The sequence below is a fragment of the Nonomuraea purpurea genome (assembly GCF_042650645.1).
Classification (GTDB): domain Bacteria; phylum Actinomycetota; class Actinomycetes; order Streptosporangiales; family Streptosporangiaceae; genus Nonomuraea; species Nonomuraea purpurea.
In genome coordinates, this window is record NZ_JBHSBI010000005.1 from 126,777 (window position 1) to 150,652 (window position 23,876).

The 23,876-nt window shown below is 70.0% G+C and carries 23 protein-coding genes; 18 read left to right on the plus strand and 5 right to left on the minus strand.

The window, feature by feature from the left end; all coding sequences use genetic code 11:
- Position 1: 1 nt before the first annotated feature.
- Positions 2 to 796 carry a bifunctional hydroxymethylpyrimidine kinase/phosphomethylpyrimidine kinase gene (gene thiD, locus ACFOY2_RS11845; protein WP_379528016.1) on the plus strand — a complete coding sequence of 265 codons (795 nt, stop codon included), beginning with the start codon at positions 2 to 4 and terminating at the stop codon, positions 794 to 796.
- A gap of 225 nt (positions 797 to 1,021) precedes the next feature.
- Here the strand turns inward: thiD and rpmB are convergent, their stop codons facing one another.
- The gene (gene rpmB / locus ACFOY2_RS11850; RefSeq protein WP_043618345.1) at positions 1,022 to 1,207 is read right to left on the minus strand and encodes a 50S ribosomal protein L28; all 186 of its coding nucleotides are present in this window, start codon (positions 1,205 to 1,207) and stop codon (positions 1,022 to 1,024) included.
- A gap of 388 nt (positions 1,208 to 1,595) precedes the next feature.
- On the opposite strand from rpmB, the gene recG reads away from it, so the two are divergent.
- The 14 genes from recG to ACFOY2_RS11920 all read left to right on the plus strand — a co-directional run bounded on the left by recG (position 1,596) and on the right by ACFOY2_RS11920 (position 17,469).
- Positions 1,596 to 3,776, plus strand: coding sequence for an ATP-dependent DNA helicase RecG (recG, locus tag ACFOY2_RS11855; RefSeq protein ID WP_379528017.1), 2,181 nt, complete (start codon positions 1,596 to 1,598; stop codon positions 3,774 to 3,776).
- 442 nt (positions 3,777 to 4,218) lie between these two features.
- The gene (gene rsmD, locus ACFOY2_RS11860) at positions 4,219 to 4,785 is read left to right on the plus strand and encodes a 16S rRNA (guanine(966)-N(2))-methyltransferase RsmD (protein WP_379528018.1); all 567 of its coding nucleotides are present in this window, start codon (positions 4,219 to 4,221) and stop codon (positions 4,783 to 4,785) included.
- A gap of 14 nt (positions 4,786 to 4,799) precedes the next feature.
- Complete coding sequence (coaD, locus tag ACFOY2_RS11865) at positions 4,800 to 5,276, plus strand: pantetheine-phosphate adenylyltransferase (protein ID WP_185068071.1); 477 nt, start codon at positions 4,800 to 4,802, stop codon at positions 5,274 to 5,276.
- 72 nt (positions 5,277 to 5,348) lie between these two features.
- Positions 5,349 to 5,900 (plus strand): YceD family protein, encoded by a 552-nt coding sequence (locus ACFOY2_RS11870; RefSeq protein ID WP_379528019.1) that lies wholly within the window; start codon positions 5,349 to 5,351, stop codon positions 5,898 to 5,900.
- Position 5,901: 1 nt separating this feature from the next.
- Positions 5,902 to 6,081, plus strand: a complete 180-nt coding sequence (gene rpmF / locus ACFOY2_RS11875; RefSeq protein ID WP_033409409.1) for a 50S ribosomal protein L32 — start codon at positions 5,902 to 5,904, stop codon at positions 6,079 to 6,081.
- Between the two features lie 256 nt (positions 6,082 to 6,337).
- The gene (gene rnc, locus ACFOY2_RS11880) at positions 6,338 to 7,057 is read left to right on the plus strand and encodes a ribonuclease III (RefSeq protein ID WP_379528299.1); all 720 of its coding nucleotides are present in this window, start codon (positions 6,338 to 6,340) and stop codon (positions 7,055 to 7,057) included.
- Positions 7,058 to 7,076: 19 nt separating this feature from the next.
- A complete protein-coding gene (gene mutM / locus ACFOY2_RS11885) occupies positions 7,077 to 7,922 on the plus strand; it encodes a bifunctional DNA-formamidopyrimidine glycosylase/DNA-(apurinic or apyrimidinic site) lyase (RefSeq protein ID WP_379528020.1) in 846 nt (281 codons plus the stop codon).
- A gap of 55 nt (positions 7,923 to 7,977) precedes the next feature.
- Positions 7,978 to 8,283, plus strand: coding sequence for a hypothetical protein (locus ACFOY2_RS11890; RefSeq protein ID WP_379528021.1), 306 nt, complete (start codon positions 7,978 to 7,980; stop codon positions 8,281 to 8,283).
- A gap of 30 nt (positions 8,284 to 8,313) precedes the next feature.
- The gene (locus ACFOY2_RS11895; protein ID WP_379528300.1) at positions 8,314 to 8,589 is read left to right on the plus strand and encodes an acylphosphatase; all 276 of its coding nucleotides are present in this window, start codon (positions 8,314 to 8,316) and stop codon (positions 8,587 to 8,589) included.
- Positions 8,590 to 8,779: 190 nt separating this feature from the next.
- Positions 8,780 to 8,974: a hypothetical protein gene (locus ACFOY2_RS11900; RefSeq protein ID WP_090938435.1), complete on the plus strand. Its 195-nt coding sequence runs from the start codon at positions 8,780 to 8,782 to the stop codon at positions 8,972 to 8,974.
- Positions 8,975 to 9,138: 164 nt separating this feature from the next.
- On the plus strand, positions 9,139 to 12,819 hold the full coding sequence (smc, locus tag ACFOY2_RS11905) for a chromosome segregation protein SMC (protein WP_379528022.1): 3,681 nt from the start codon (positions 9,139 to 9,141) through the stop codon (positions 12,817 to 12,819).
- A 285-nt stretch (positions 12,820 to 13,104) separates the two neighbouring features.
- Positions 13,105 to 14,280, plus strand: a complete 1,176-nt coding sequence (gene ftsY / locus ACFOY2_RS11910; protein WP_379528023.1) for a signal recognition particle-docking protein FtsY — start codon at positions 13,105 to 13,107, stop codon at positions 14,278 to 14,280.
- Between the two features lie 252 nt (positions 14,281 to 14,532).
- Positions 14,533 to 16,209 carry a tetratricopeptide repeat protein gene (locus tag ACFOY2_RS11915; protein ID WP_379528024.1) on the plus strand — a complete coding sequence of 559 codons (1,677 nt, stop codon included), beginning with the start codon at positions 14,533 to 14,535 and terminating at the stop codon, positions 16,207 to 16,209.
- 3 nt (positions 16,210 to 16,212) lie between these two features.
- The gene (locus ACFOY2_RS11920) at positions 16,213 to 17,469 is read left to right on the plus strand and encodes an MFS transporter (RefSeq protein ID WP_379528025.1); all 1,257 of its coding nucleotides are present in this window, start codon (positions 16,213 to 16,215) and stop codon (positions 17,467 to 17,469) included.
- On the opposite strand, the gene ACFOY2_RS11925 is transcribed toward ACFOY2_RS11920, so the two are convergent.
- The 3 genes from ACFOY2_RS11925 to ACFOY2_RS11935 are packed head-to-tail and all read right to left on the minus strand — an operon-like array spanning position 17,390 to position 20,267.
- A complete protein-coding gene (locus ACFOY2_RS11925; protein ID WP_379528026.1) occupies positions 17,390 to 18,193 on the minus strand; it encodes an ABC transporter ATP-binding protein in 804 nt (267 codons plus the stop codon). The genes ACFOY2_RS11920 and ACFOY2_RS11925 overlap by 80 nt on opposite strands.
- Positions 18,190 to 19,233, minus strand: a complete 1,044-nt coding sequence (locus ACFOY2_RS11930) for a FecCD family ABC transporter permease (protein ID WP_379528027.1) — start codon at positions 19,231 to 19,233, stop codon at positions 18,190 to 18,192. Before ACFOY2_RS11930 ends, ACFOY2_RS11925 begins: the two co-directional genes overlap by 4 nt.
- Positions 19,233 to 20,267 (minus strand): FecCD family ABC transporter permease, encoded by a 1,035-nt coding sequence (locus ACFOY2_RS11935; RefSeq protein WP_379528028.1) that lies wholly within the window; start codon positions 20,265 to 20,267, stop codon positions 19,233 to 19,235. Before ACFOY2_RS11935 ends, ACFOY2_RS11930 begins: the two co-directional genes overlap by 1 nt.
- A 101-nt stretch (positions 20,268 to 20,368) precedes the next feature.
- Between ACFOY2_RS11935 and ACFOY2_RS11940 the strand changes: the two genes are divergently transcribed.
- Together ACFOY2_RS11940 and ACFOY2_RS11945 are read left to right on the plus strand one after the other, a co-directional pair.
- Complete coding sequence (locus tag ACFOY2_RS11940) at positions 20,369 to 21,340, plus strand: ABC transporter substrate-binding protein (RefSeq protein ID WP_379528029.1); 972 nt, start codon at positions 20,369 to 20,371, stop codon at positions 21,338 to 21,340.
- 403 nt (positions 21,341 to 21,743) lie between these two features.
- Positions 21,744 to 22,328: a sigma-70 family RNA polymerase sigma factor gene (locus ACFOY2_RS11945; protein ID WP_379528030.1), complete on the plus strand. Its 585-nt coding sequence runs from the start codon at positions 21,744 to 21,746 to the stop codon at positions 22,326 to 22,328.
- Positions 22,329 to 22,330: 2 nt separating this feature from the next.
- Here ACFOY2_RS11945 and ACFOY2_RS11950 read toward each other — a convergent pair whose 3' ends face one another.
- Positions 22,331 to 23,167, minus strand: a complete 837-nt coding sequence (locus ACFOY2_RS11950) for an EamA family transporter (protein WP_379528031.1) — start codon at positions 23,165 to 23,167, stop codon at positions 22,331 to 22,333.
- A 95-nt stretch (positions 23,168 to 23,262) separates the two neighbouring features.
- On the opposite strand from ACFOY2_RS11950, the gene ACFOY2_RS11955 reads away from it, so the two are divergent.
- Positions 23,263 to 23,838: a helix-turn-helix domain-containing protein gene (locus ACFOY2_RS11955; protein WP_379528032.1), complete on the plus strand. Its 576-nt coding sequence runs from the start codon at positions 23,263 to 23,265 to the stop codon at positions 23,836 to 23,838.
- Positions 23,839 to 23,876: the final 38 nt, after the last annotated feature.

The following is a 23,876-nucleotide window of genomic DNA, read 5'->3' on the forward strand; positions in this document are numbered from 1 at the left end:
CATGACGGCTTTGACCCCTCCACGTGTGCTGACCGTCGCCGGCTCCGACTCAGGGGGCGGCGCGGGCATCCAGGCCGATCTGAAGACCATGCTGGCCATGGGCGTCCACGGCATGAGCGTCATCGCGGCGGTGACCGCTCAGAACTCCCTGGGCGTCCAGGGCTACTGGGAGCTGCCCCCTGAGGCCGTGCGGGCGCAGCTCGACTCCGTGCTGGGCGACATCGGCGCGCAGGCGGTCAAGACCGGCATGCTGGCCTCGCCGGAGCTGGTGGAGACGGTGGCGGAGGTGCTCGGCTCGTACGCCGCCCCCGTGATCGTGGACCCCGTGGGAGTGTCGAAGCACGGCGACACCCTGCTCGTGCCCGAGGCCGTGGAGACGATCAAGACCAGGCTGCTGCCCGTGGCCACCATGGCGACGCCCAACCTGTGGGAGGTGGAGCAGCTCACCTCGGTCAAGGTGGAGGACGAGAGCGGGCTGCGGGCGGCGGCGGAGGCCGTACTGGAGCTCGGGCCCCGCTGGGCCCTGATCAAGGGCGGCCACCTGCCCGGCGACCCAGTCGACCTGCTCACAGACGGCACCGACGAGTACCGTTTCGCCGCCGAACGCCTCGACAACCGGCACACCCACGGCACGGGCTGCACGCTCGCCTCGGCCATCGCCTCCCGGCTGGCGCAGGGGGACGAGGTGCCCGAAGCGGTGGAGAAGGCGAAGGAGTACGTCACGGGCGCCATCGCCCATGGTTTCCCGCTGGGCGACGGCATCGGCCCTGTGGACCACGCCTGGCGCTGGCGCTGACCCCTTTTGGACGCCCGGCCCTGAGCGCCGCCCAAGCCCCGCTCACACGTACGCCACGACGCCCCCAGCCCACGGGGCCGGGAAGCGACCACTGGGGCTGTGAAGACGGTCAGCGGTCCGGGGAGACGGGTCCGGGGCGCGGGGGAGTGGGGAAACGACGGCCACGGAACGACGAGAGCCCGCCACCCCCAGCAGGGGCGGCGGGCTCTCGTGGAAGATGGGGAACTAGCGGGTGACCTTGCCCGCCTTGATGCACGAGGTGCACACGTTCAGCTTCTTCGGCGTGCCGCCGACGACCGCGCGAACCGTCTGGATGTTGGGGTTCCAACGACGGCGGGTGCGGCGGTGCGAGTGGGACACGTTGTTGCCGAAGGTCGGCCCCTTGCGGCAGACATCGCAGACGGAAGCCACGGTATCGCTCCTTAAAACAGTCGATGTAGCCCTGTCCGCTGATGTTTTCCTGGCGGAGGGCATGCCGGGACAACCGGCCAGCCAGACGAGAATATCCGATCGACACCCATGGGCGCGAACCAGACCACTGGATCGGGCTCTGAGCGGCGATATCGTCCTCGGACAAAGCTAGCGCATTCGGGGAGATAGGAGTCGCACAGTCGTGGACGCGGGCGGCGCCGGCGCGGCGATCGTGCTGGAAACCCTGGCCGAGGTGATCACCGACTCCTACAGACGGGGAGTGAGCCCCAACGAGTGAGCGGAGCGAGGGAGCAGGGCGAGGGACCAATGAGCAGGGAGGGAGCGTCGGCGGGATTCCTGTCGGCCGCAGGCGGTAGAACTTAATGCCGTGAGCCGTTTCGACGAGCCTCTGACGAAGGCGCTCGACCCGAAGACCGCAAAGCTGCTGCACGACGTGCTCGGCCTGGAGACGGTCGGCGACCTGCTGCGCCACTATCCGCGCCGCTACGCCGAGCGCGGCGAGCTGACCACGCTCGACGCGCTTGAGGTCGACGAGCATGTCACCGTGGTCGGCGAGGTGACCAGGCTCATGCGCAAACCCATGCGCAACCGGGGCGGCACCTGGCTGGAGGTCGAGATCGCCGACGGCAACGGCAACCGGCTCTACCTGTCGTTCTTCGGCAAGGGTTCCCACGCGGCCGAGTCGCGGCTCAAGCCGGGCACGCGCGGGATGTTCGCCGGCAAGGTGGGGCTGTTCGGGGCGCGGGCCAAGCCGCGCTGGCAGCTCGCGCATCCGGAGTTCGAGCTGTTCGAGGACGGCGATGCCGGCGCCGAGGAGTTCGCGGCGGCGCCGGTGCCGATCTATCCGGCGGGCAAGGACGTGACGCCGTGGGCGATCAGGCGGGCCGTCGGCGTGGTGCTCGACACGCTCGGCCCGCTCGACGACCCGCTCCCGGCCGACCTGCGGGCCCGTCACGGGCTGCAGCCGCTGGGCGAGGCGCTGGTGGCCATCCACCGGCCGAAGGACTTCGCCGAGATGGGGCGGGCGCGTAAGAGGCTGAAGTTCGACGAGGCGTTCGTGTTGCAGGCCGTTCTGCTCCAGCGGCGGCAGGCCGCCACCGCCTGGCCCGCCAAGGCCCGTCCTCCGCGTTCCGACGGCATGCTGGCCGATTTCGACACGAGGTTGCCGTTCTCGCTGACCGAGGGGCAGGCGCGGGTGGGCGAGGAGATCGCCGCCGACCTGGCGATCGAGCACCCGATGCACCGGCTGCTGCAGGGCGAGGTCGGTGCGGGCAAGACGGTGGTGGCGCTGCGGGCGATGCTCCAGGTCGTGGACGCGGGCGGGCAGGCGGCGCTGCTGGCGCCCACCGAGGTGCTGGCCCAGCAGCATCACCGCTCGATCACGAACATGCTCGGCGACCTGGCGCAGGGCGGCATGTTCGGGGGTACGGCGGTCACGCTGCTGACCGGCTCGATGGGCGCCGCCGCGCGCCGCGCGGCCCTGCTCGACGCCGCTTCGGGCACGGCGGGCATCGTCGTGGGCACGCACGCGCTGCTGCAGGAGCATGTGCAGTTCGCCGATCTGGGGCTGGTCGTGGTGGACGAGCAGCACCGGTTCGGGGTGGAGCAGCGCGACGCCCTGCGCGCGAAGGCCGGAGAGTCGCGCCCGCACGTCCTGGTCATGACCGCCACCCCGATCCCGCGGACGGTCGCCATGACCGTCTTCGGCGATCTTGAGGTTTCGACGCTGTCCCAGCTCCCGTCGGGCCGCGCTCCCATCACCACCCATGTCGTCCCGGCGGCCGAGAAACCCCACTACCTCGAACGCACCTGGCAGCGCGTCAGGGAGGAGGTCGCGCTGGGGCGCCAGGCGTACATCGTCTGCCCCCGCATCGGCGACCTGGAGGGCGACGAGGGCGACCTGGCGGCTCCCACCAACACCGACGACGAACGCCGGCCGCCGCTCGCGGTCCTCGACGTCGCCCAGCTCTTGACCGAGGGGCCCTTCCACGACCTGAAGGTCGGCACGCTGCACGGCAAGCTCCCGCCGGAGGAGAAGGACGCCCTCATGCGCGCCTTCACCGGGGGTGAGCTCGACGTCCTGGTGGCCACCACGGTCATCGAGGTCGGCGTGGACGTCCCCAACTCCTCCGTCATGATCATCATGGACGCCGACCGCTTCGGCGTCTCCCAGCTCCACCAGCTCCGCGGCCGTGTCGGCCGTGGCGGCCTGCCCGGTCTCTGCCTCCTGGTCTCCGACTTCGCCGAGGGCACCCCGGCCCGCGCCAGACTGGACGCGGTGGCGGCGACACTGGACGGCTTCGAACTCTCACGCGTCGACCTGGAACAACGCCGAGAGGGCGACGTCCTGGGCGCGGCCCAGTCAGGCAAACGCTCCTCACTGAAGCTCCTGCAACTCCTCCGCGACGAGGACGTCATAGCCACAGCCAGGCAGGAAGCCGCCACCCTCCTGTCACAAGACCCGGACCTGACCTCCAACGCCCCCCTGAGAGCCGAAATAGCCCGCCTGAGGGAAGACGAACGAGCGGACTACCTGGAAAAGACGTAGACCAAGGGCAGTGGGGGCGAAAACGGCGGATCACCCTGAAAACGGCGCCCAGGGTGGGAACCACGGAGCCAAGTGAACATGCGCACCGTAACGGCGCCCAGCCAGGTGCGGGTCAGCGGCCGTTCCCCTGGAGGCCGGCACGACGTGCGGCGTCTGGCACAAACCAGGCCGGCCGTAAAAGAAGAAAATAAAATGGTGCCCAGCCGCGGGGACGGCCTCCCCCCGAATGCCGTCCCCGGCTGGGCCCACCCTCGGGTCAGGTGCCGAGGGAACCGGCGTGCGGAAGGGCTCACGATCACGCCGGTCGGCCTTCACGTGGGTCACCTCGAAGGCCGCAGATTCATCATGCGGGCCCATCGACCCGATGCCAATCATCCTTGCGTACTCGAGGCAGACACTTGTCCACTCTTGACCTGCATGAATATGCGGAACAATGGACATCATGACTCGGATCATCGCGGGTAGCGCAGGTGGCAGACGGTTGACCGTGCCGCCGGGGCGCGGGACGAGGCCGACCAGTGACAGGGCGCGAGAAGGGATCTTCTTGACGCTCGATTCACTGTACGGGCTCGATGGCGTCCGTCTCCTCGACCTCTACGCCGGTTCTGGGGCCATCGGCCTGGAGGCGCTGTCGCGGGGTGCGGCCGAGGCCGTGCTGGTGGAGTCCGACCCCAAGGCGGTCCGGACGATCAAGGCGAACGTGCGGACCCTGGGTTTGGAGGGCGCCCAGGTGGTGGCCGACAAGGTCGAGCGGGCACTGATGAAGACGCCCGACGAGCCGTTCGACATCGTCTTCGCCGACCCGCCTTACGCGGTGCCGGACGACGAGGTGGTGCGGATTCTGGAGTTGCTGCGTGACAACGGCTGGCTGGTCGATGAGGCGTTGGTGGCGTTCGAACGGGAAAGCAGGGGAAAAGCCCTGATGTGGCCTGAAAGGTACGTTGAGGAGAGGGTCCGTAGATATGGCGAAGCGTCCGTTTGGTACGGTCGCGCCGCCGGGAACCCGTAGACCTGGGAGGCGTCTTGCGCCGAGTAGTCTGCCCGGGGTCGTTCGACCCCATCACCAATGGCCACCTCGACATCATCGGCCGATCCGCCCGGCTGTATGACGAGGTGACCGTGGCAGTCCTCATCAACGTCGAGAAAAGCAGCCTGTTCACCGTCGACGAACGCATCGAGATCCTGCAGACCGTGACCAAGGAGTACCCCAACGTCAAGGTCAGGAAGTTCCACGGCCTGCTGGTCGACTTCTGCCGCCAGAACGACATCCCCGCCATCGTCAAGGGCATCCGCGTGGTCAGCGACTTCGACTACGAGTTGCAGATGGCGCAGCTCAACTACCGCCTGTCGGGGGTCGAGACGCTGTTCATGCCCACGAACCCCGAATACTCCTTCCTGTCCTCCAGCAGGGTGAAGGAGATCGCCCGCTATGGTGGTGACGTGTCGGGCCTGGTACCGGATCTGGTCCACAAGCTGCTCATCGAGCGGCTCAGGGGCTGAGCTCGACCTGCTATCCTTTGATTTCGGCCTTGTACGACGGCGATTGTCTTCGCCATGCCTAGCGAGAGCAGGATGACTCAGCACCTCGACCCCCGCTCCCCATGGGTGCTTTCGACCCATGACCTGGGTAAGCGGCCGGGCACGATGCGGCAGCTCACCCTGACCCTCCCGGCACCGGCAGACCTCGGCGTCGACATGATCGGTGTCCCCAAAGACGCCGAAGTCGAGCTGGAGCTCCGGCTCGAAGCAGTGATGGAAGGCGTGCTCGTCTCTGGCACGGCGCAGGCCCCGCTCGCCGGGGAGTGCGCGCGGTGCCTCGACCCCGTCGTCTCGGATATCGAGGTCGACCTGCAGGAGCTGTTCTTCTACTCCGACGAGGACGCCTCGGAGGAGGATTCACTGCTCGACGGCGAACTGCTCGACCTCGAGCCGACGTTCCGCGACGCGGTGGTGCTCGCACTGCCGCTGAGCCCCATGTGCGGTGACGACTGCGAGGGGCTCTGCACGGAGTGTGGGATCAAGCTGGCCGAGGCCGGCGACGATCACCGGCACGAGAAGATCGACGCTCGCTGGGCGTCGTTGCAAGGTCTGGTTACCGACAAAGATAACGATCAGGAGAAGTGACGTGGCCGTCCCGAAGCGAAAGATGTCGCGGAGCAACACCCGCGCCCGTCGCTCCCAGTGGAAGACGACTGCTGTCGCCCTGGTGAGCTGCCCGCAGTGCCGTTCGCCCAAGCAGCCGCACATCGCGTGCCCCACCTGCGGCACCTACAACCGTCGTCAGGTCATCGAGCCGTCCGCCTGATCCGACTGACACGAAACCTGCCGGTTCGCATCGCAGGTTTCACGCCGGCAGTTGACGTGATGCCGACCGGGTGCCAAAGTGCCTCGGTCGGCGTTAGCGTCTCAGATGCGTGCGGCGGCGGTTCGCCCGCGGCCGTGGTGGACGCCGGGGCTACACCGTACCCCGACGCCCACCACGTTTTCGGGCATCATTCGCAGCCGACGCGCCTTGTGAAGATGTCCGAGGAGGAAAGCACGTGGGCGCAGGTCCTAAGCCGGTGGCCGTCGAGGTCGCCCGAGACGAGCTGGAGCGGGTCCTTGAGGTCGGCCTCGACCTCGACATTCTCGAGCGGGCGCTGACGCACCGCTCCTACGCGTACGAGAACGGTGGCCTGCCCACCAACGAGCGCCTGGAGTTCCTGGGCGACTCGGTGCTGGGCCTGGTGGTCACCGACACCCTCTACCGCAACCACCCCGACCTGCCGGAGGGCCAGCTCGCCAAGTTGCGGGCCGCGGTGGTCAACATGCGCGCGCTGGCCGACGTGGCCCGCGGCCTCGGCCTGGGGCGGTTCCTGCGGCTCGGCAGGGGCGAAGAGGGCACCGGCGGGCGCGACAAGTCGTCCATCCTGGCCGACACGCTCGAGGCCCTGATCGGCGCGATCTACGTCGACAAGGGGCTCGACGAGGCGTTCAGGGTGGTGCACCTGCTGTTCGACCCGCTGATCGTCCGCTCGGCCTCGCTCGGCGCCGGGCTCGACTGGAAGACCTCCCTGCAGGAGCTCACCGCCTCAGAGGCGCTCGGCGTGCCCGAGTACCACGTCGAAGAGAGCGGGCCCGACCACGCCAAGTCGTTCACGGCCATGGTGCGGGTCGGCGGCGAGACCTACGGGTCGGGCAACGGGCGCAGCAAGAAGGAGGCCGAGCAGCAGGCGGCCGAGGCGGCGTGGACCCGCATCAGGGCCCGCAGGGAGCAGCGCGAGAGCCAGCCCGCGGGCTGAGCGGGGAGCGAGGGCCGGAGTGCCGGAGTTGCCGGAGGTCGAGGTCGTCAGACGCGGCCTCGCGCAGTGGGTCATCGACCGTGAGATCGCCTCCGCGGAGGTCCTGCACCCCCGCGCGATCCGACGCCACGTGCCCGGCGCCGACGAGTTCACGGCGCGGCTCAAGGGCCGTGCCCTGCTGTCCGCCGAGCGCCGGGGCAAGTACCTGTGGCTGCCCCTGTCGGGCGCGGAAGAGGCGCTGATGGCCCACCTGGGGATGAGCGGCCAGTTGCTCGTCGTGGAGCCAGAAGCGCCGCCCGAGAAGCACCTGCGGGTACGCCTGCGCTTCGAGGACGGCGGCCCCGACCTGCGCTTCGTCGACCAGCGCACGTTCGGCCACGTCATGCTGTCCCCGCTGGCGGGCGAGGTGCCCGAGCCGATCGCGCACATCGCCCCCGACCCGTTCGAGCCGGTGTTCGACGAGGCCGAGTTCGGCCGCAGGCTGCGGGCCAAACACACCGAGATCAAACGGGCGCTGCTCGACCAGTCGCTGATCAGCGGCGTCGGCAACATCTACGCCGATGAGGCCCTGTGGATCGCCAGGCTGCACTGGGCCAGGCCCACGAACACGCTCACCCGTCCCAAGATCGCTGAGCTGGTCGCGGCCGTCCGCGCCGTCATGAGCGCCGCCCTCCAGCAGGGCGGCACGTCGTTCGACAGCCTGTACGTCAACGTCAACGGCGAGAGCGGCTACTTCGAGCGCTCCCTGGAGGTCTACGGCCGGCGCGACCTGCCCTGCTCGCGCTGCGGCACCGCGATCACGCGTGAGGCGTTCATGAACCGGTCGTCCTACTTCTGCCCCAGATGCCAGCGACGGCCGCGCTGACGACGGCCGGTCCCGCGCCCGCCCGCATCACCGCGGAGATCGACAGTCGGCCTCCGTGCCGTTGATCGGGCTGGACGGCCCGGCTCCGCGTGCGTGGCGTGAACGGTTGGCACCGTCCGTAACCCCTTCCGGACGGCCGATTTCCCGGGCCGCCACGGTGGCCACCAGCCAGGAGGGCCTGACCCAGGTGGCGCTCAACCGGGGTGGGATGCTGTTCTGCACTCCCACGGCCGACTGTCACAAGCGCCCAGACGTGCGTTTCGTCCCTGTGACCGGGCTGCCGCCGTCGATGCTCGCCCTGGCCGCTGTGACCAGGGAGTTCAGGGAGGCGGCGGCCGGGGAGGACGCCCTGGTGGCGTGAAAGCTGACGGGAGAGGAAATGCCGGAGAACATGGAGATCACCCGACTGACCGCCTGGGTTCGGGGCAGGGTCCAGGGGGTGGGGTTTCGCTGGTGGACCCGGGCAAGGGCCCTTGAGCTGGGCCTGGTCGGCTGGGCACGCAACACGGATGACGGCCGCGTGGAGATCGTCGCGGAGGGACCGCGCGCGGAGTGCGTCAAGCTGCTGGAGCTGCTCAGAGGTTGCGACACGCCCGGCAGAGTCGATGGAGTAGTGGAACGTTGGAGCGAACCCCGAGGTAGTTTGGGTGGGTTTGTAGAGCGGTAGGGCCTTTCGTTAAACCGCCTAAATAGGGTATAGTTGTATGTCGGGAGTGCCCATCAGTAGGGCGCAGCGGTTCCTTCGACTTGACCGCCCACACTGCCGGTGCGACTCTTGTTAGGTACCACGCGCACCCCTCCCGCGGAATAGAAGTGCGCGAACCAGTCTGGTCACTCAGCGTGGAGGACCCTTTACCATGGCGAAGGCTCTACTCGGCCACGTCGGCGGTCCTGACCCTCGAATGGTCTCCGAGATGCGCCGCCTGCAGCAGCGTATCCGGGATCTGGAGGCAGAACTCATCCGACTTCAGGCCACGAATGACGCTCTTGCGGCGCAAACCCGCGACGAGGCGCTAAGCCGCATGCAGGAGCGCGAGCCGGCACTCACCTGAGAGTGATCGGAGCGCAAGACCCTAGGGACGTCTCAGCGAGGCGTCCCTTGTTATTTCCCCCGAACCCCCCGGTAGACGCGGTCCCCGGCCTGTAGATGCCCACCTGGGGCAGCAAGGACCAGTAGTCTTTTCCGAAGTCCGCTCACCGGGGAAAGGGGTCGCGCTTGTATTTGAAGACCCTCACCCTGCGCGGCTTCAAGTCCTTCGCCTCCGCTACCGCCCTGCGTTTCGAGCCGGGCATCACCTGCGTCGTCGGCCCCAACGGCTCGGGCAAGTCCAACGTGGTCGACGCCCTGGCCTGGGTCATGGGCGAGCACAGCGCCAAGTCGCTGCGCGGCGGCAAGATGGAGGACGTCATCTTCGCCGGCACCTCCTCCAGGCCCCCGCTCGGGCGCGCCGAGGTGACGCTGACCATCGACAACACCGACGGCGCGCTGCCGATCGACTACACCGAGGTCACGATCAGCCGGCTGATGTTCAGGTCGGGGCAGAGCGAATACGCGATCAACGGCGACACCTGCCGCCTGCTCGACATCCAGGAACTGCTGTCCGACTCGGGCATCGGCCGCGAGATGCACGTCATCGTGGGGCAGGGCCAGCTCGACGCCGTCCTGCACGCGGGGCCGGAAGACCGGCGGGCGTTCATCGAGGAGGCCGCGGGCGTACTGAAGCACCGCAAGCGCAAGGAGAAGGCGCTGCGCAAGCTCGACTCCATGCAGGCCAACCTGACGCGCGTGCAAGACCTCGCCACCGAGCTGCGCCGCCAGCTCAAGCCCCTGGGGCGGCAGGCCGAGATCGCCCGCAAGGCCGCGGTCATCCAGGCCGACCTGCGTGACGCCCGGCTGCGGCTGATGGCCGACGACATGGGCATCCTGCGCGCGACGCTGGAACGCGAGGCCGCCGACGAGGCCGCGATCACGGCCAGGCGCAACCAGGTGGAGACCGAGCTGGCCGAGGGCCAGCAGCGCGAGGGCGCCCTGGAGAGCGCGGAGGCCGAGGCGCAGCCCAGGCTGGCCGCCGCCCAGGAGACCTACTTCAGGCTCTCGTCCCTGCGCGAGCGCATCACCGGCCTCGAACAACTCGCCGCCGAACGCCACCGCCACGCGCTCGACGCCGCCGCCATCGACCGCCGTGGCCGCGACCCGGAAGACCTCGAACGCGAGGCGGCCGAGGTCCGCGAACACGAGCTCATCCTGCGGGCCGAGCTGGAGCAGGCGCAGGAACTGCTGGAGGAGGCGATCCAGCGGCGGGCCGAGAGCGAGGCCGAGCTGAGCGCCGAGCAGCAGCGGCTCGCGCTGGCCGCCAGGGCCGCCGCCGACCGCCGCGAGGGCCTGGCCAAGCTGCGCGGCCAGGTCGACTCCGTACGCAGCAGGGCCAGAGCCGCCGAGGAGGAGATCGGACGGCTCCAGCAGGCCGTGGCCGACGCCTCCGAGCGCGAGCGGCAGACCAGGGACGAGCTGGAGACGCGGCGGCTGGAAGAGCCCGCCGTCGATCCCGCGCTGGCCGAAGAGCTGGCCACCGCACAGGCCGTGGTCGAGGAGGCCAGGGCCGTGGCCGAGGAGGCCAGGGCCGCCGCGGAAGAGGCCAAGTCCGCGCTCGACGCGCCCCGCGCGGCCGCCCAGGCCGCCAAGTCGGGGGTCGCGACCGCGCGCGCCGCCGACCAGGAGGCGCAGCGCTCGGTGGCCGCCCTCGCCGCCCGCCGCGACGCGCTTGAGCTGGGCCTGGCCAAGGGCGACGGCGGCGCGGCCCTGCTCGACGCCGACCTGGCCGGGGTGCTCGGGCCGCTGGCCGCCACGATGCAGGTCACGCCGGGCGCGGAGCTGGCCGTGGCCGCCGTGCTGGGGCCCGTCGCCGAGGCGATCGCGGTCAAGACGGTCGACACGGCCGTCGAGGCCCTGGAACTGCTGCGTACGCAGGGGTCGGGGCAGGCCACGCTGCTGGTGGCGGGCGACGATCTGGCGACGCCCGAGGCCCGGACGACGGCTCCTGAGGGCGCGAGCTGGGTGGCCGACCTGGTCACGGTCCCCGGCCACCTGCGGCCGGCGCTCGACCACGTTCTCGATGGCTACGTCCTGGTCGAGGGCCTCGACGCCGCCCGCGCGGTCGTCGAGCGCCGCCCGGAGCTGCGGGCCGTCACCGCGGCGGGCGACCTGGTGGGTGCCCATCTGGCCAGCGGCGGCGCCGAGGGCGGCACGTCCGTGCTGCAGGTGCGGGCCGCGCTCGACGAGGCCGTTCGCGACCTGGAAGAGGCCGAGGGCAGGGCCGAGGAGACCGCGGGGGCCCTCGACGAGGCCGTCGAAGGCGAGCAGGCCGCCCAGTCGGCCCTCGAAGCCGCGCAGGCCGGGGTCAACGAGGCCCAGACTGCCGTCACCACCGCCCAGGCCGGCGTCAGCGCCGCCCAGGGGGCGCTCGACCAGGTCAGAGGCCGCCAGCGGGAGGCCGACCAGCGCAACGCCGCCGCCGCCAAACGCCTGGCCCAGCTCGAGGCCGCCGCCAACGCCGCCCGCGACGAGGCCGAGCGGCTGGCCGGCAGCGTCACCAAGGCCGAGGAGGCCCGGACAGAACGCCTGGAAGAGCTGGCCGAGCTGGAGATCCGGCTGGCCGAGGCCGAATACGCCCAAGAGCTGGAGTCCGAGCCCACCACCGACCTGCGCGACGAGCTGGCCGGCGCCTGCGAGGCCGCCAGACAGCGCGAGATGGAAACCCGCCTGCAGGTGCGCACCGCCGAGGAGCGGGTCAAGGGCATCGAAGGCCGCGCCGACGGCCTCCTGCGGGCCGCCCGGCGCGAGCGCCAGGAACGCGCCCAGGCAGCCGCCCAGCGCACCAGGCGCAGGCAGCAGGCGACCGTGGCCGAGGCCGTCAGCAAGGGGGCCAAGCAGGTGCTCAGGGCGCTGGACCAGTCGGTTCAGCTCGCCTCCAGGGAACGCGACGAGGCCGACCTGGCCAGGGTCGCCATCGACGCCGAGCTCAAGCAGGTGCGCCTGCGCGTGCGCGAACTCGGCCAGGAGCTCGACAAACTGGTCAACCGCGTGCACGGCAGCGAGGTCGCCCGCACCGAGCAGCGCCTGCGGCTGGAGCAGATGGAACAGCGGGCGCTGGAGGAGTTCGGCGTCGAGACCGAGACCCTGATCTCCGAGTACGGCCCCGACGCCCCGGTCCCCGGCGACCCGCCCGTGCCCTACGTGCGTGAGGAGCAGGAGAAGCGGGCCAAGGCGGCCGAGCGGCAGATGAACCAGCTCGGCAAGGTCAACCCGCTGGCGCTGGAGGAGTTCGCGGCGCTGGAGGAGCGGCACGCCTTCCTCAACTCCCAGCTCGAAGACCTCAAGAAGACCCGGCGCGACCTGCTGACCGTGGTCAAGGAGGTCGACGACCGGGTCGAGCAGATGTTCGCCTCGGCGTTCGAGGATGTGGCCAGGGAGTTCGAGGAGATCTTCACCCGGGTCTTCCCCGGCGGCGACGGGCGGCTGGTGCTCACCGAGCCGGCCGACATGCTGACCACCGGCATCGAGGTCGAGGCCAGGCCGCCCGGCAAGAAGGTCAAGCGGTTGTCGCTGCTGTCCGGTGGCGAGCGGTCGCTGACGGCCGTGGCGTTCCTGGTCTCGATCTTCAAGGCGCGGCCGTCGCCGTTCTATGTGATGGACGAGGTCGAGGCGGCGCTCGACGACACCAACACGCAGCGGCTGCTGACGTTGTTCGAGGAGTTGCGGCAGAGCTCCCAGTTGATCGTCATCACCCACAACAAGCGCACGATGGAGATCGCCGACGCGCTCTACGGGGTGTCGATGCGGGGCGACGGCGTGACCCAGGTGGTCAGCCAGCGACTCCGCGAACGCGAATCCGCCTGACCCACCTTCCGGGCCCCTCGGGCTTCGCCCCCCAAGGACCGTAATCACGACGATGGGGCGGATGGTTTGCCGTCCCAAAGACCTCAGAGCGCTCACCCACGAGCAACTCCGTTATCTCTCATCAGGACCGTTACCGCGACGGTGGGGTGGGTGGTTTGCCGCTGTTCGGGGTTTGGGGCCCTTGGGGGTTCGTCTTCTTTCCCGAAGGGATGGGGGCGGGAGTTGGGGGTGATCGGGGTGGCCTTGGGCATGACCATGCCGGTCGATCTGGAAAACTGACATCTTGTGGATGGTTACCTCGGCGTCATCGTGATCGTGGCCGTCGTCGCCCTGCTGGCGGCCGGCGGTCTCTTCCTGCTGTTCAGGCCGGGTCGCAAGGCGCCTCCGCCGGTCGAGCCGAAGCAGGCGCCCCCGCTGCCCGAGGAGGAGAAGCGGGCGGGAACGGGTGAGGAGGGCGAGGGCGCGACCACCACGCTGCCGCCCCCGGTCAAGCCCGCCGAGCCGGCCGTGGTCAAGCCCGAGGTCGAGGTGCCGCCCCCGTCCGAGGGCCGGATGGTGCGGCTGCGTTCGCGGCTGGCCCGTTCGCAGAGCGCCTTCGGACGCGGGCTGCTTGAGCTGCTCTCCCGCGACCGGCTCGACGACGAGGTGTGGGACGAGATCGAGGAGCGCCTGATCACCGCCGACGTCGGCGTGGCGGCGACCCGGGCGATCGTCGAGGAGTTGCGGACCAAGGTCAAGGTGCTGGGCAGCCGTACGCCGCAGGAGGTGCGCGGCCTGCTGCGCGAGCAGCTTCTGACCCAGGTCAACCCCGACCTCGACCGCACCCTCCACGTGCGCAAACACGGCGAGCGGCCCGCGGTGGTCCTCGTCGTGGGCGTCAACGGCACCGGCAAGACCACCACCACGGGAAAGCTCGCCCGCGTGCTCGTCGGCGACGGCAAGAAGGTGGTGCTCGGCGCGGCCGACACCTTCCGCGCCGCCGCCGCCGACCAGCTCCAGACCTGGGGTGAGCGGGTGGGGGCCGACATCGTGCGCGGTCCCGAGGGTGGCGACCCCGCCTCGGTGGCTTTCGACGCCGTGGCCAGGGGCACCGAGGAGAAGGTCGACGTCGTGATCGTCGACACCGCGGGCCGGCTGCACACCAAGACCGGCCTGATGGACGAGTTGGGCAAGGTCAAGCGGGTCATCGAGAAGAAGGCCACGGTCGATGAGGTCCTGCTGGTCCTCGACGCCACCACGGGCCAGAACGGCATGCGCCAGGCCCAGGTGTTCGCCGAGGTCGTCAACATCACGGGCATCGCGCTGACCAAGCTCGACGGCACCGCCAAGGGCGGCATCGTGATCTCGGTGCAGCGGGAGCTGGGTGTGCCGGTCAAGCTCGCGGGGCTGGGCGAGGGGGCCGACGATCTGGCGCCGTTCGACCCGGAGGTGTTCGTGGACGCGATTCTCGGCGAGGAATAGGGCGTTTCGGGCGTTCGGTAATTGCCTCGAAAATATCCATTTCCGGATAAATGTTGATATGTGAGTTTTCAATGTGCTGACATGTTCCGGTCATCAGTGATCGCGAAGGGGCGCACATGAAGAAGATCGTCGTTCACCGGCCTGGAACCGTTAAGCCGACCGCCTCGGCCGCGCCGAGGCACGGTCACTGAACCAGTTTCCGGCCGGCGTCCCTCAACGGGGGGCGCCGGCCGTCGCCGGAGCATGCTGGAGGTGGACACGATCATCCTCGACGCCGACCGTCGCATCGACGGCCCCTACACGTTCGGCGCGGCTCTTCTCGCGCAGCTCGTCCCGAGGGCGCTGGAGCGCCGGCCCGACCTGGTCGCCGCGCACGACATCGAGATCAGGGCCGCCGCGCCCGGATTGCGCGAGGTGGTCCAGGCCCGCAGGCGGTCGCTGGCCGAGAGTCTGCCCCGAGGGCAGCGCATACTCGTCCCCGGCGCCCGGCGCAGCCTCAGGATCGCCAACGGGCTGGCCGAGTTCGTCCGCGACCATCTGCGCGATGACGGACCGCTGGCCGTCACCGTCACGAACCTGGACGCCGCCGACCCCACCGACACCGAGCTCGTGGCCGTGCTGCGGCGCAGGCTCGACCCTGGGCTCCTGCGCATCCAGGAGGGCCCGTCCGCGCCCGCGACGGGGCCGCTGCGCTCCGACTTCGACCGCTACCGCGACGAGGGCTTCCACCACGCCATGGCGGAGTCGGGGCTCGAAACGCTGAACGGCATGGCCTACGACGACGACCCGGAGGGCTGGCAGCACCTGCTGCAGCGCATCGCCGCCGCTCTGGAGGCCATCGAACGCGAGGACGAGGCCCGCGAGCTCTACGACCGGTCCAGGCGTGTCAGCACCGACCCCAAACACCGCGCCACGATCGCCTACGCCACCGCCATGACCCTCGTACGCCACCACGACCCGGCCGGCCGCGACCCCGAGCAGGCGCTGGCCTGGATCAACGAGGCGATCACGATCACCTCCCTGCTGCCCGATCCCCGGGAGCGCGCCTTCCACCTCGGGTTCGACCTCAACGGCAGGGCCCTGGTCGAGGTCCGCAGAGGCCGCCGGGAAGCGGCCATGGAGCTGGTGCAAAGGGCCATCGACCTGGCCGAGGCCGACCTGCCTGACGAGCACCCGATCCACCGGCTCGTGCTGTACGCCAACAGGGCCCAGCTCCTGGCCATGGCCGGTCGGGCCGAGCAGGCGCTGGCCGACTACACGCGCGCCATCGAGGCCGACCCTGGCTACCCCGACTACTACCTCGACCGGGGCAACCTGCTGCACAAGCTGGGCCGCCGGGAGGAGGCCCTGGCCGACTACGAGAGCGTCATACGCCTCAGCCCGCCCTTCCCCGAGGCGTACTACAACCGCGCCGAGCTGCGCTTCGAGGCGGGGGACGTCGAGGGCGCCCGCGCCGACCTGGACCACACGCTGGAGCTCGACCCCGAGTTCGTGGCCGCGTACGTGAACAGGAGCGGCATCTTCGTGGCCCTGGGCGAGGTCGAGGCGGCCAGACGGGACGTGGAGCGCGGGATGGAGCTCACGCCACGCGACCCCCACCTGCTGTGCGTGCTCGGGCAGATCGAGATGGCCGAGCGGAAGTACCCGGAGGCGCGGATCGCCTTCGACCAGGCGCTGGAGCTCGACCCCGACCTGGTCGCCGCCTGGGCGAGCCGGGCCGAGCTGGCCTACGAGCGCGGCGACCACGCCGCCGCAGTCGACGACCTGACCCAGGCGCTGAAGCTGGAGGAGAACGCGGAACTGCTGTTCAACAGGTCCGTGGTGCACCGGGCCGCCGGCCTGCGGGAGCAGGCCAGACAGGATCTGCTGCGGGCCGCGGAACTGGCGCCGGGCGACGAGGATGTCAGGCGGGCATTAGCCGAGGCGTGAGCCATGGGGGCGCGCTACTGGCTGCTGCTGAGCGCGTTCCTCTGCTCCTGCCTCGGCACGTGGATCTACCGGCTGGCCCTTCCGCTGCTGGTCTACGACCTGACCGGCTCGGCGCTCGGCACGGGGCTCGTGTACGTCATGGAGTACCTGCCGTACCTGGCGCTGGGGATGTTCGGCGGCGTGCTGGCCGATCGGCTGGACCGCCGCCGCCTGCTCGTCCTCGGCGACCTCGCCTCGGGGGCGATCACGATCCTGCTCGCGCTGCTCGTCACCGCGCAGGTGCGGCAGGTGTGGCTGATCTACGTGGTGGCGTTCCTGCTGGCCTGCGTGGACCCGCTGTACCAGCCGGCCTTCCGCTCGATCCTGCCGTCGCTGGTCGCGGTGGAGCGGCTGCCGCAGGCCAACGCGCGCGTGCACATGGGCGAGCACGCGGTGAACATGATCGGCCCGGTGGTCGGGGGCGCGCTCGTGGTGGGCTTCGGTTACGAGGTCGCGGTCTACGCCGACGCGGGAACGTTCCTGGTGTCGGCGCTGCTGATCTGGCTCATCAGGACGGCCCCGAGCGCGGCGGCGGCGCACGGATGGTCGGTGCCGGCCGACATGCGCGAGGGCCTGCGCTTCCTCACGGGCGGCGACAAGGTCGTGCTCACCACCGCGCTCAGCGCCATGGCCTGCAACTTCGGCGTCTGGCTGCTGCTCGCGGGCCTGGTGTACTACCTCAGCTCCTATCACGGGTTCACCGCGGGCGAGATCGCCGTCGTGTACGCCTTCCAGGGGGCGGGCGCGGTGCTCGGGGCGGTGCTCGGCAGCCGGTTGATCCGCCGTCTGCCGCCCGGGCCGGTGATCTGCTGGGCCACCGCGGCGGGCGGCCTGTCGATGCTGGCCTTGATCCCGGCGCGTGGTCCCGTGCTGATCGGGCTGGCCTGGATGGGGCAGTTCGCCGCTGCGGGCGCCTCGATCGTGGCCACGGCCACCATTCGCCAGCTCCTGGTGCCCGACCGTCTGCTCGGCCGGGTGCTGGGCACGGCCAGGATGATCGCCTTCCTGTCGATCCCGCTGGCCGCGCTCGCGACGGGGGTGTTCGAGTCGGTGACGCGCAACGCCTACGCGCTGATGGCCTTCGCCGGCGTGAGCTGGCTCGCGATCGCCGCGGCCGTGGCGGCTTCGCCGTTGTGGCGGGTCAGGCTCGATGCTCTGGGGGATGCGAACGGGGACCGATCGGCACCACCAGAGGAGTCCCCGCCACCGGATCCGCGATGATCTTGGCGTCCAGCTCGAACGCCTCGCGCAGCAGCTCCTCGGTCAGCACCTCGTGCGGGGTGCCCGCGGCGATCACCTTGCCCGCGCGCATGGCCACCAGCCGGTCGGCGTAGCGGGCGGCCAGGTTGAGGTCGTGCAGGACCATCACGACCGTACGACCGGCCTCCTGGTGCAGATGCCGGACGAGCTCCAGCACCTCGACCTGGTGCGCCAGATCCAGGAACGTCGTGGGCTCGTCGAGCAGCAGCAGGTCCGTGCCCTGGGCCAGGGCCATGGAGATCCACGCCCGCTGCCGCTGCCCGCCCGACAGCTCGTCCAGCGGCCGTTCGGCCAGGTCGGCCAGGCCCGTCATGGACAGTGCCGCCTCGACCGCGCCCTCGTCGTCGGAGGACCACTGCCGGTACCAGGTCTGGTGCGGATGCCGGCCCCTGGCGACCAGGTCGGCCACGGTCAGCCCCTCGGGCGCGACGGGCGCCTGGGGGAGCACGCCGAGGATCTTGGCGACCTCGCGGGTGGGGATGCGGTCGATGCGTTTGCCGTCCAGCAGCACCTCGCCGCCCTGCGGCTTGAGCAGGCGGCCGAGCGCCCGCAGGAGGGTGGACTTGCCGCAGCCGTTCGGGCCGATGATGGTGGTGACGGTGCCCGCCTCGATGCCCAGGTCGAGACCGTCCACGACGACGCGGTCGCCGTATCCGAGCTTGACCCCGGCGGCCTGCAGCCTCATTTGCGTGCCTTCCAGATCAGGTGGATCAGGTACGGAGCGCCCAGGACGGCGGTGACGATGCCGACGGGCAGTTCGATCGGTGAGAAGGCGGTCCTGGCGATCAGGTCGGCGGCCGTGGTGAGCACGCCGCCGATGATCGCCGAGCACAGCAGCGGCGGCCGGCCCGAGCGGGCGAGCCGGAGCGCGATCTGCGGCGAGGCGAGCGCCACGAACGCGATGGGCCCCGCGGAGGCGGTGGCCACCGCGGCCAGCAGCACGGCGGCCAGGATCATCAGGGCGCGGGAGGTGTTGACACGGACGCCGAGCGAGGTGACCGTGTCGTCGCCGAAGCGCAGGGCGTTGAGCGAGCGGGTGCCGAGCAGGGCCAGCGGCACCAGCACTGCCAGGGCGAGCGCCGTGGGCGTCACGTGCTCCCAGCCCCGGCCGTTGAGCGAGCCGCTGATCCAGACCATGGCGCGGCTGGTGTCGTTGACGTCGCCGACGGTCAGCAGCCAGAACTTGACGTTGGTGAACACCGCCGCCACGCCGATGCCCACCAGCACCAGGCGGTAGCCGTCCAGGCCGCGCCGCCACGCCAGGCCGTACACGACGGCCGCGCCGACGAGGCCGCCGAGCAGGGCGAGCGCGGGGATGCCGAGGGTGGACAGCAGACCGCTGGCGCCGCCGTACGCGCTGCCGCTGGCCACCACGCCGGCCACGACCGTGACGGAGGCGCCGGAGGTGACGCCGAGGATCTCGGGGCTGGCCAGCGGGTTGCGCGCGATGGACTGGATGATCGCGCCGGACAGCGCGAGCGCGGCCCCGACCAGGGCGCCGGTCAGCGCGCGTGGCAGGCGCAGTTCCATGATCACGAAATGGGCGGCGCTGTTGCGGTCGAAGGTGCCGGCGACGACCTCCGCCAGCGTCATCTGGATGTCGCCGATGCGCATGTTCAGCGCCATGAGCAGGCCCAGCAGGGCCAGCCCCGTCACGGTGATGACGACGCCGCGCGGGCGCACCTGCCAGGACAGGCCGCCGACGCGCAGGGGGAGGGTGGTCATCACAGCCGCACCGGCTTCCTGCGGCGCACCAGGGCGACGAAGAACGGCGCGCCGATCAGCGCGAGCACGACGCCGACCTCCAGCTCTCCCGGCGGGGCCACCACCCGGCCGATCACGTCGGCGAGCAGCAGCAGCGCCGCGCCGATCAGCCCGGAGTACGGCAGCAGCCACCGATGGTCGGTGCCCGACAGCGGCCGGGCCATGTGGGGCACGATCAGGCCGACGAACGCCAGCGAGCCGCAGGCCGCGACGGACGCGCCCGACAGCAGGGTGACGGCGGCGACGCCGACGGCGCGGGTCATGGCGATGTTCTGGCCGAGGCTCCTGGCCACGTCCTCGCCGAGGGAGAGCGCGTTCAGGCCCGGCGCGTTGATCATCGCGAGCACCAGGCCCACCAGGATGAACGGCATCACCTGCCAGACCACGTCGGAGCCCCTGGCGGCGATCGAGCCCGCCTGCCAGAAGCGGAAGACGTCCATCGCCTGCTCGTCGAGGAGCACGATGGCAGAGGTCAGCGCGTACAGGAAGGCGCTCACGGCGGTGCCGGCCAGCGCCAGCGTGACCGGGGTCGGGCCGCCTCTGCCGCCGACCATGCCGAGCGCGAACACCGCCACGCTGGCCACCAGCGCTCCCGCCAGGCCGAACCAGATGTAGACCAGCAGGCTCGATGCGCCGAACACGATGATCGAGGCGACCATCGCGAACGCCGCCCCCTGCGTGACGCCGAGCAGCCCCGGGTCGGCCAGCGGGTTGCGGGTGTGGCCCTGCATCAGCGCGCCCGCCACGCCCAGGGCGATTCCGGCGAGCACCCCTAAGACGGTCCTCGGGATGCGCAGGGAGCGGATGACGATGTCGTTCTCGGAGCCCGAGGGGGCGGTCAGGGCGTGCCAGGCGTCGGCCAGTGGCACGGACTTGGAGCCGATCGTGATGCTCAGCACCACCGCCACGCCCACGGCGGCCAGCAGGGCGAGCAGGACGGTGAACCGCCTGTGACGAACGTCGCGGAGGCGCGGCGCGACGGCGGTTGCGCTCACCGGTCCTCCTCCGCTGTCTTGTCGATCCTGGTGAAGTATGCCAGCTTAGGCTGGGCTAACCTAATTTAGGGTTGCCTTACTTTTCTTTGAAGGGATGTTGGATGAGACCGTTGCACGCGTTGGCCGGCGTTCTCCTCGTGGCGGGGCTCGCCGCCTGCGGTACGTCGGCCGGGCCCGCGTCCGCCCCCTCGTCGAGCGCCCCCTTCAGGACGATCAAGCACGCCATGGGCGAGACGGTCATCCCCGCCCAGCCCAAACGGGTGGTGGCGCTCGACCAGAGCTTCGTCGACGCCGTGCTCACGCTGGAGACCCCCGTGGTGGGGTACACGACGTACCGGTCGATCGACACCAAGCTGCCCGACTACCTCGGGGCCGTCGCGGCGGAGTTCGGCAAGGAGGCGGCCCCCGTCGGGACGCTGGAGCAACCCAGCCTCGAGAAGGTCATGGCGCTCAAGCCCGACCTGATCGTCTCGGCCAAGGTGCGTCATGAGAAGGACTACGACAAGCTTTCCAAGATCGCGCCGACCGTGTTCAGCGAGACCACGGGGGCCATCTGGAAGGAGAACCTCCGGCTCATGGGCCAGGCCCTGGGCAAGGAGCAGCTCGCCGACGCCCGGATCAAGGAGTACGAGGCGCGGGCGGCGAAGATCGGCCAGACCATCAAGGCCAAGGACGGCAAGCTGCCGACGATTTCGATCGTGCGTTTCGCCGGCGAGCCGACGACGCGCCTGTACGTCGAGAACTCCTACTCGGGCCTGGTGATGAAGGACGTGGGTTTCCCGCGTCCCGAGGGCCAGCCGACCGCCCCTGACGCCATCGCCGTCGACGTGAGCCAGGAGCGGATCGCGGACCTGGACGCCGACCAGATCTTCGTCGCGACCTATCCGGATCCGTCGGCTGACGGGCCGAAGGAGAAGTTCGTCGCAAACCCGCTGTGGGGCAGGCTCAAAGGCGACAAGCACGAGGTCAGCGACTTGACATGGATGAGCGCCGTGGGTATCCAGGGGGCGCACGCGATGCTGGACGACGTCGCCAGGTTCTTCGAGGTCGATCCGGCCCGCCCGGCCTCCTGACGCCGCCATGTCGTTCCGATATGGCAGCTCGATCAGATTCCCGTGAACCTTATGGGGGTGTCCGGTCGTCTTTCCATGTAGAGGTTTACGCCCCCACGCGGGGGCAGCGGAACGACGTGCGAGAGCGACCATGGTGGGCACGCTGCGGCTGGCAGGTCTTATATGCCATCGAGTGTGACTCTGACCACTATTACGGCAAAATTGGGTGGTTAGTGTTATGATAACGAGACTTGTCCGGCCGTGGACGTGACCACGCACGCCGCGAGCAGATGGACTCACACCCCTACTGGCCCAAGCGGAACCCCTAACGCGGCCCTTACCTGGGACTTGCGATGATGGTGACGCCGTCAGTGCGGCTTGTGCCGAAACGGGGGATAGCGCAAGGGGGAATGATTTGATCACTATGACCGATGAGCAGCGTCAGGACTGGTTCGAGCGCGATGTCGTGCCCGTGACGTCGCAGCTTTTCGCTTCCGCCATGCGCCTGACCCGCAACGCAGCCGACGCCGAGGACCTGGTGCAGGAGACGGTGGCCAAGGCATACACCTCCTACCACCAGTTCCGCGAGGGGACGAACCTCAAGGCGTGGCTGCACCGGATCCTCACCAACAACTTCATCAACGACTACCGCAAGAAGCAGCGCTCGCCCAAGTTGTCCGCCGCAGAAGACATCGAGGACTGGCAGTTGCACGCCGCCGAGTCGCACAGCTCGACCGGCCTGCGGTCGGCCGAGACCGAGGCGCTCGACCGGCTGCCCGACAGCGTCGTGATGAACGCCCTGCGATCCCTGCCCGAGGACTTCCGCGTGGCCGTCTACCTGGCCGACGTCGAGGGCTTCGCCTACAAGGAGATCGCCGAGCGGATGGGGACGCCCATCGGCACCGTGATGTCCCGTCTGCACCGTGGCCGCCGCCAGTTGCGCGGCATGCTGGAGGAGTACGCCCGCGAAGAGGGCGCGGTGCGCCTGCCCGCTCAGCGCGCCGCCTAGCACTAACCGGGCTGCGCGACGGCTATCAGCGCCACCGCGCCGAGCGCGCATGCCACGCCCGTCACCTGGATGGCCCGCAGCCGTTCCCCGAGCACCCGCCTGGCCAGCAGCAGGGTGCTCGCGGGGTAGAGCGAGACCAGCACGGCGACCAGGCTGAGCAGGCCGCCCTGCTGGGCCATCAGGTAGAGCACGTTCGCGGCCATGTCGAGGACGCCCGCCGCCACGATGATGTGCAGCGAACCCGCGCCGGGCCGCAGCGTCCGCCGCGTGACCAGGGCCAGCAGCGCCACCGTCCCCACCGAGCACAGCCGGGCGCCGACCAGCGGCCACAACCCCGCCTCGTGCGGCGCCATGGACAGCAGGATGAAGAACCCGCCGAACCCCGCCCCCGCCGCCAGCGAGGTCAGCACGGAGGCGAGCGAGGCGCCGCCGCCCGATCTCTCCTGGCTGACCAGCAGCACCGAGCCCAGCGCCAGCGCCACGCCCACCAGTGCCCAGAACTCCGGCCGCTCACCCGCCGCCAGCCCGAACAGCACGGGCAGCGCCGCCGAGGTGACGGCCGTCGTGGGCGCGACCACCGACATGACGCCCGTGGCCAGCGCCCGGTAGAACAGCACCATCCCGACGGCCCCCGACAGGCCGGCGGCCAGCCCCCACGCCAGCGCCGCGCCGCTGACCGCGCCGGGCAGCAGGGGCAGCAGGACGAGGATCAGCGCCAGGCCGGCGAGTTGCGAGAGCACGACGACCGAGAACACCTGGGAGCGCCGGGTGGCCAGGCCGCCGAAGAAGTCGGCCGTGCCGTACACCATCGCGCAGGCTGTCGCCAGGATCACCGTCACCAGGGGGTTCCTCTCATCAGTTCAATACATTGAACCGTTGGTACAATGCGAAGAGTACATCACACTGCAAATGTGATTCACTAGACTGCACTCCCGTGGAAGACCAGGAGCTGATCACCCAGGCCATCGCCAGCAACGTCCGGGCCCAGCGTGCCCACCGAGGGCTGACTCTCGACGCGCTGGCCGCCAGATCAGGGGTGAGCAGGGGCATGCTGGTCCAGGTGGAGCAGGGCCGGACGAACCCGAGCGTTTCCACCCTCACCAGGATCGCCTCCGCCCTCGGGGTCACCGTGGCCAGGCTGGTCGAGGTCGGCGACGTGCCGATCGTGCGGGTGGTCGACAAGGCCGACGTCGTCACCTTCCACCAGGGAGACGTGCGGGCGCGGCTGCTGGTCGGCGCCGACATGCCGATGATCATGGAACTGTGGGACTGGCGGCTCGCGCCCGGCGAGCACCACGACGGCGACGCGCACCCGCCGGGCACCCGCGAGATGCTGACGGTGCTCGACGGCGAACTGACGCTCACGGTGTACGGCAAGAGCCATCGCATCACCAAGGACGACGCCGTCCTGTTCACCGCCGACCGCCCTCATCGCTACGCGAACATGGGCGACGAGGAGCTCAGGTTCGTGATGGTCGTCGCGGAACCACGCGATACGCAGGACCAATAACGGCGAATGCCCTCCGGATCACCCGACGGAGTTTGATG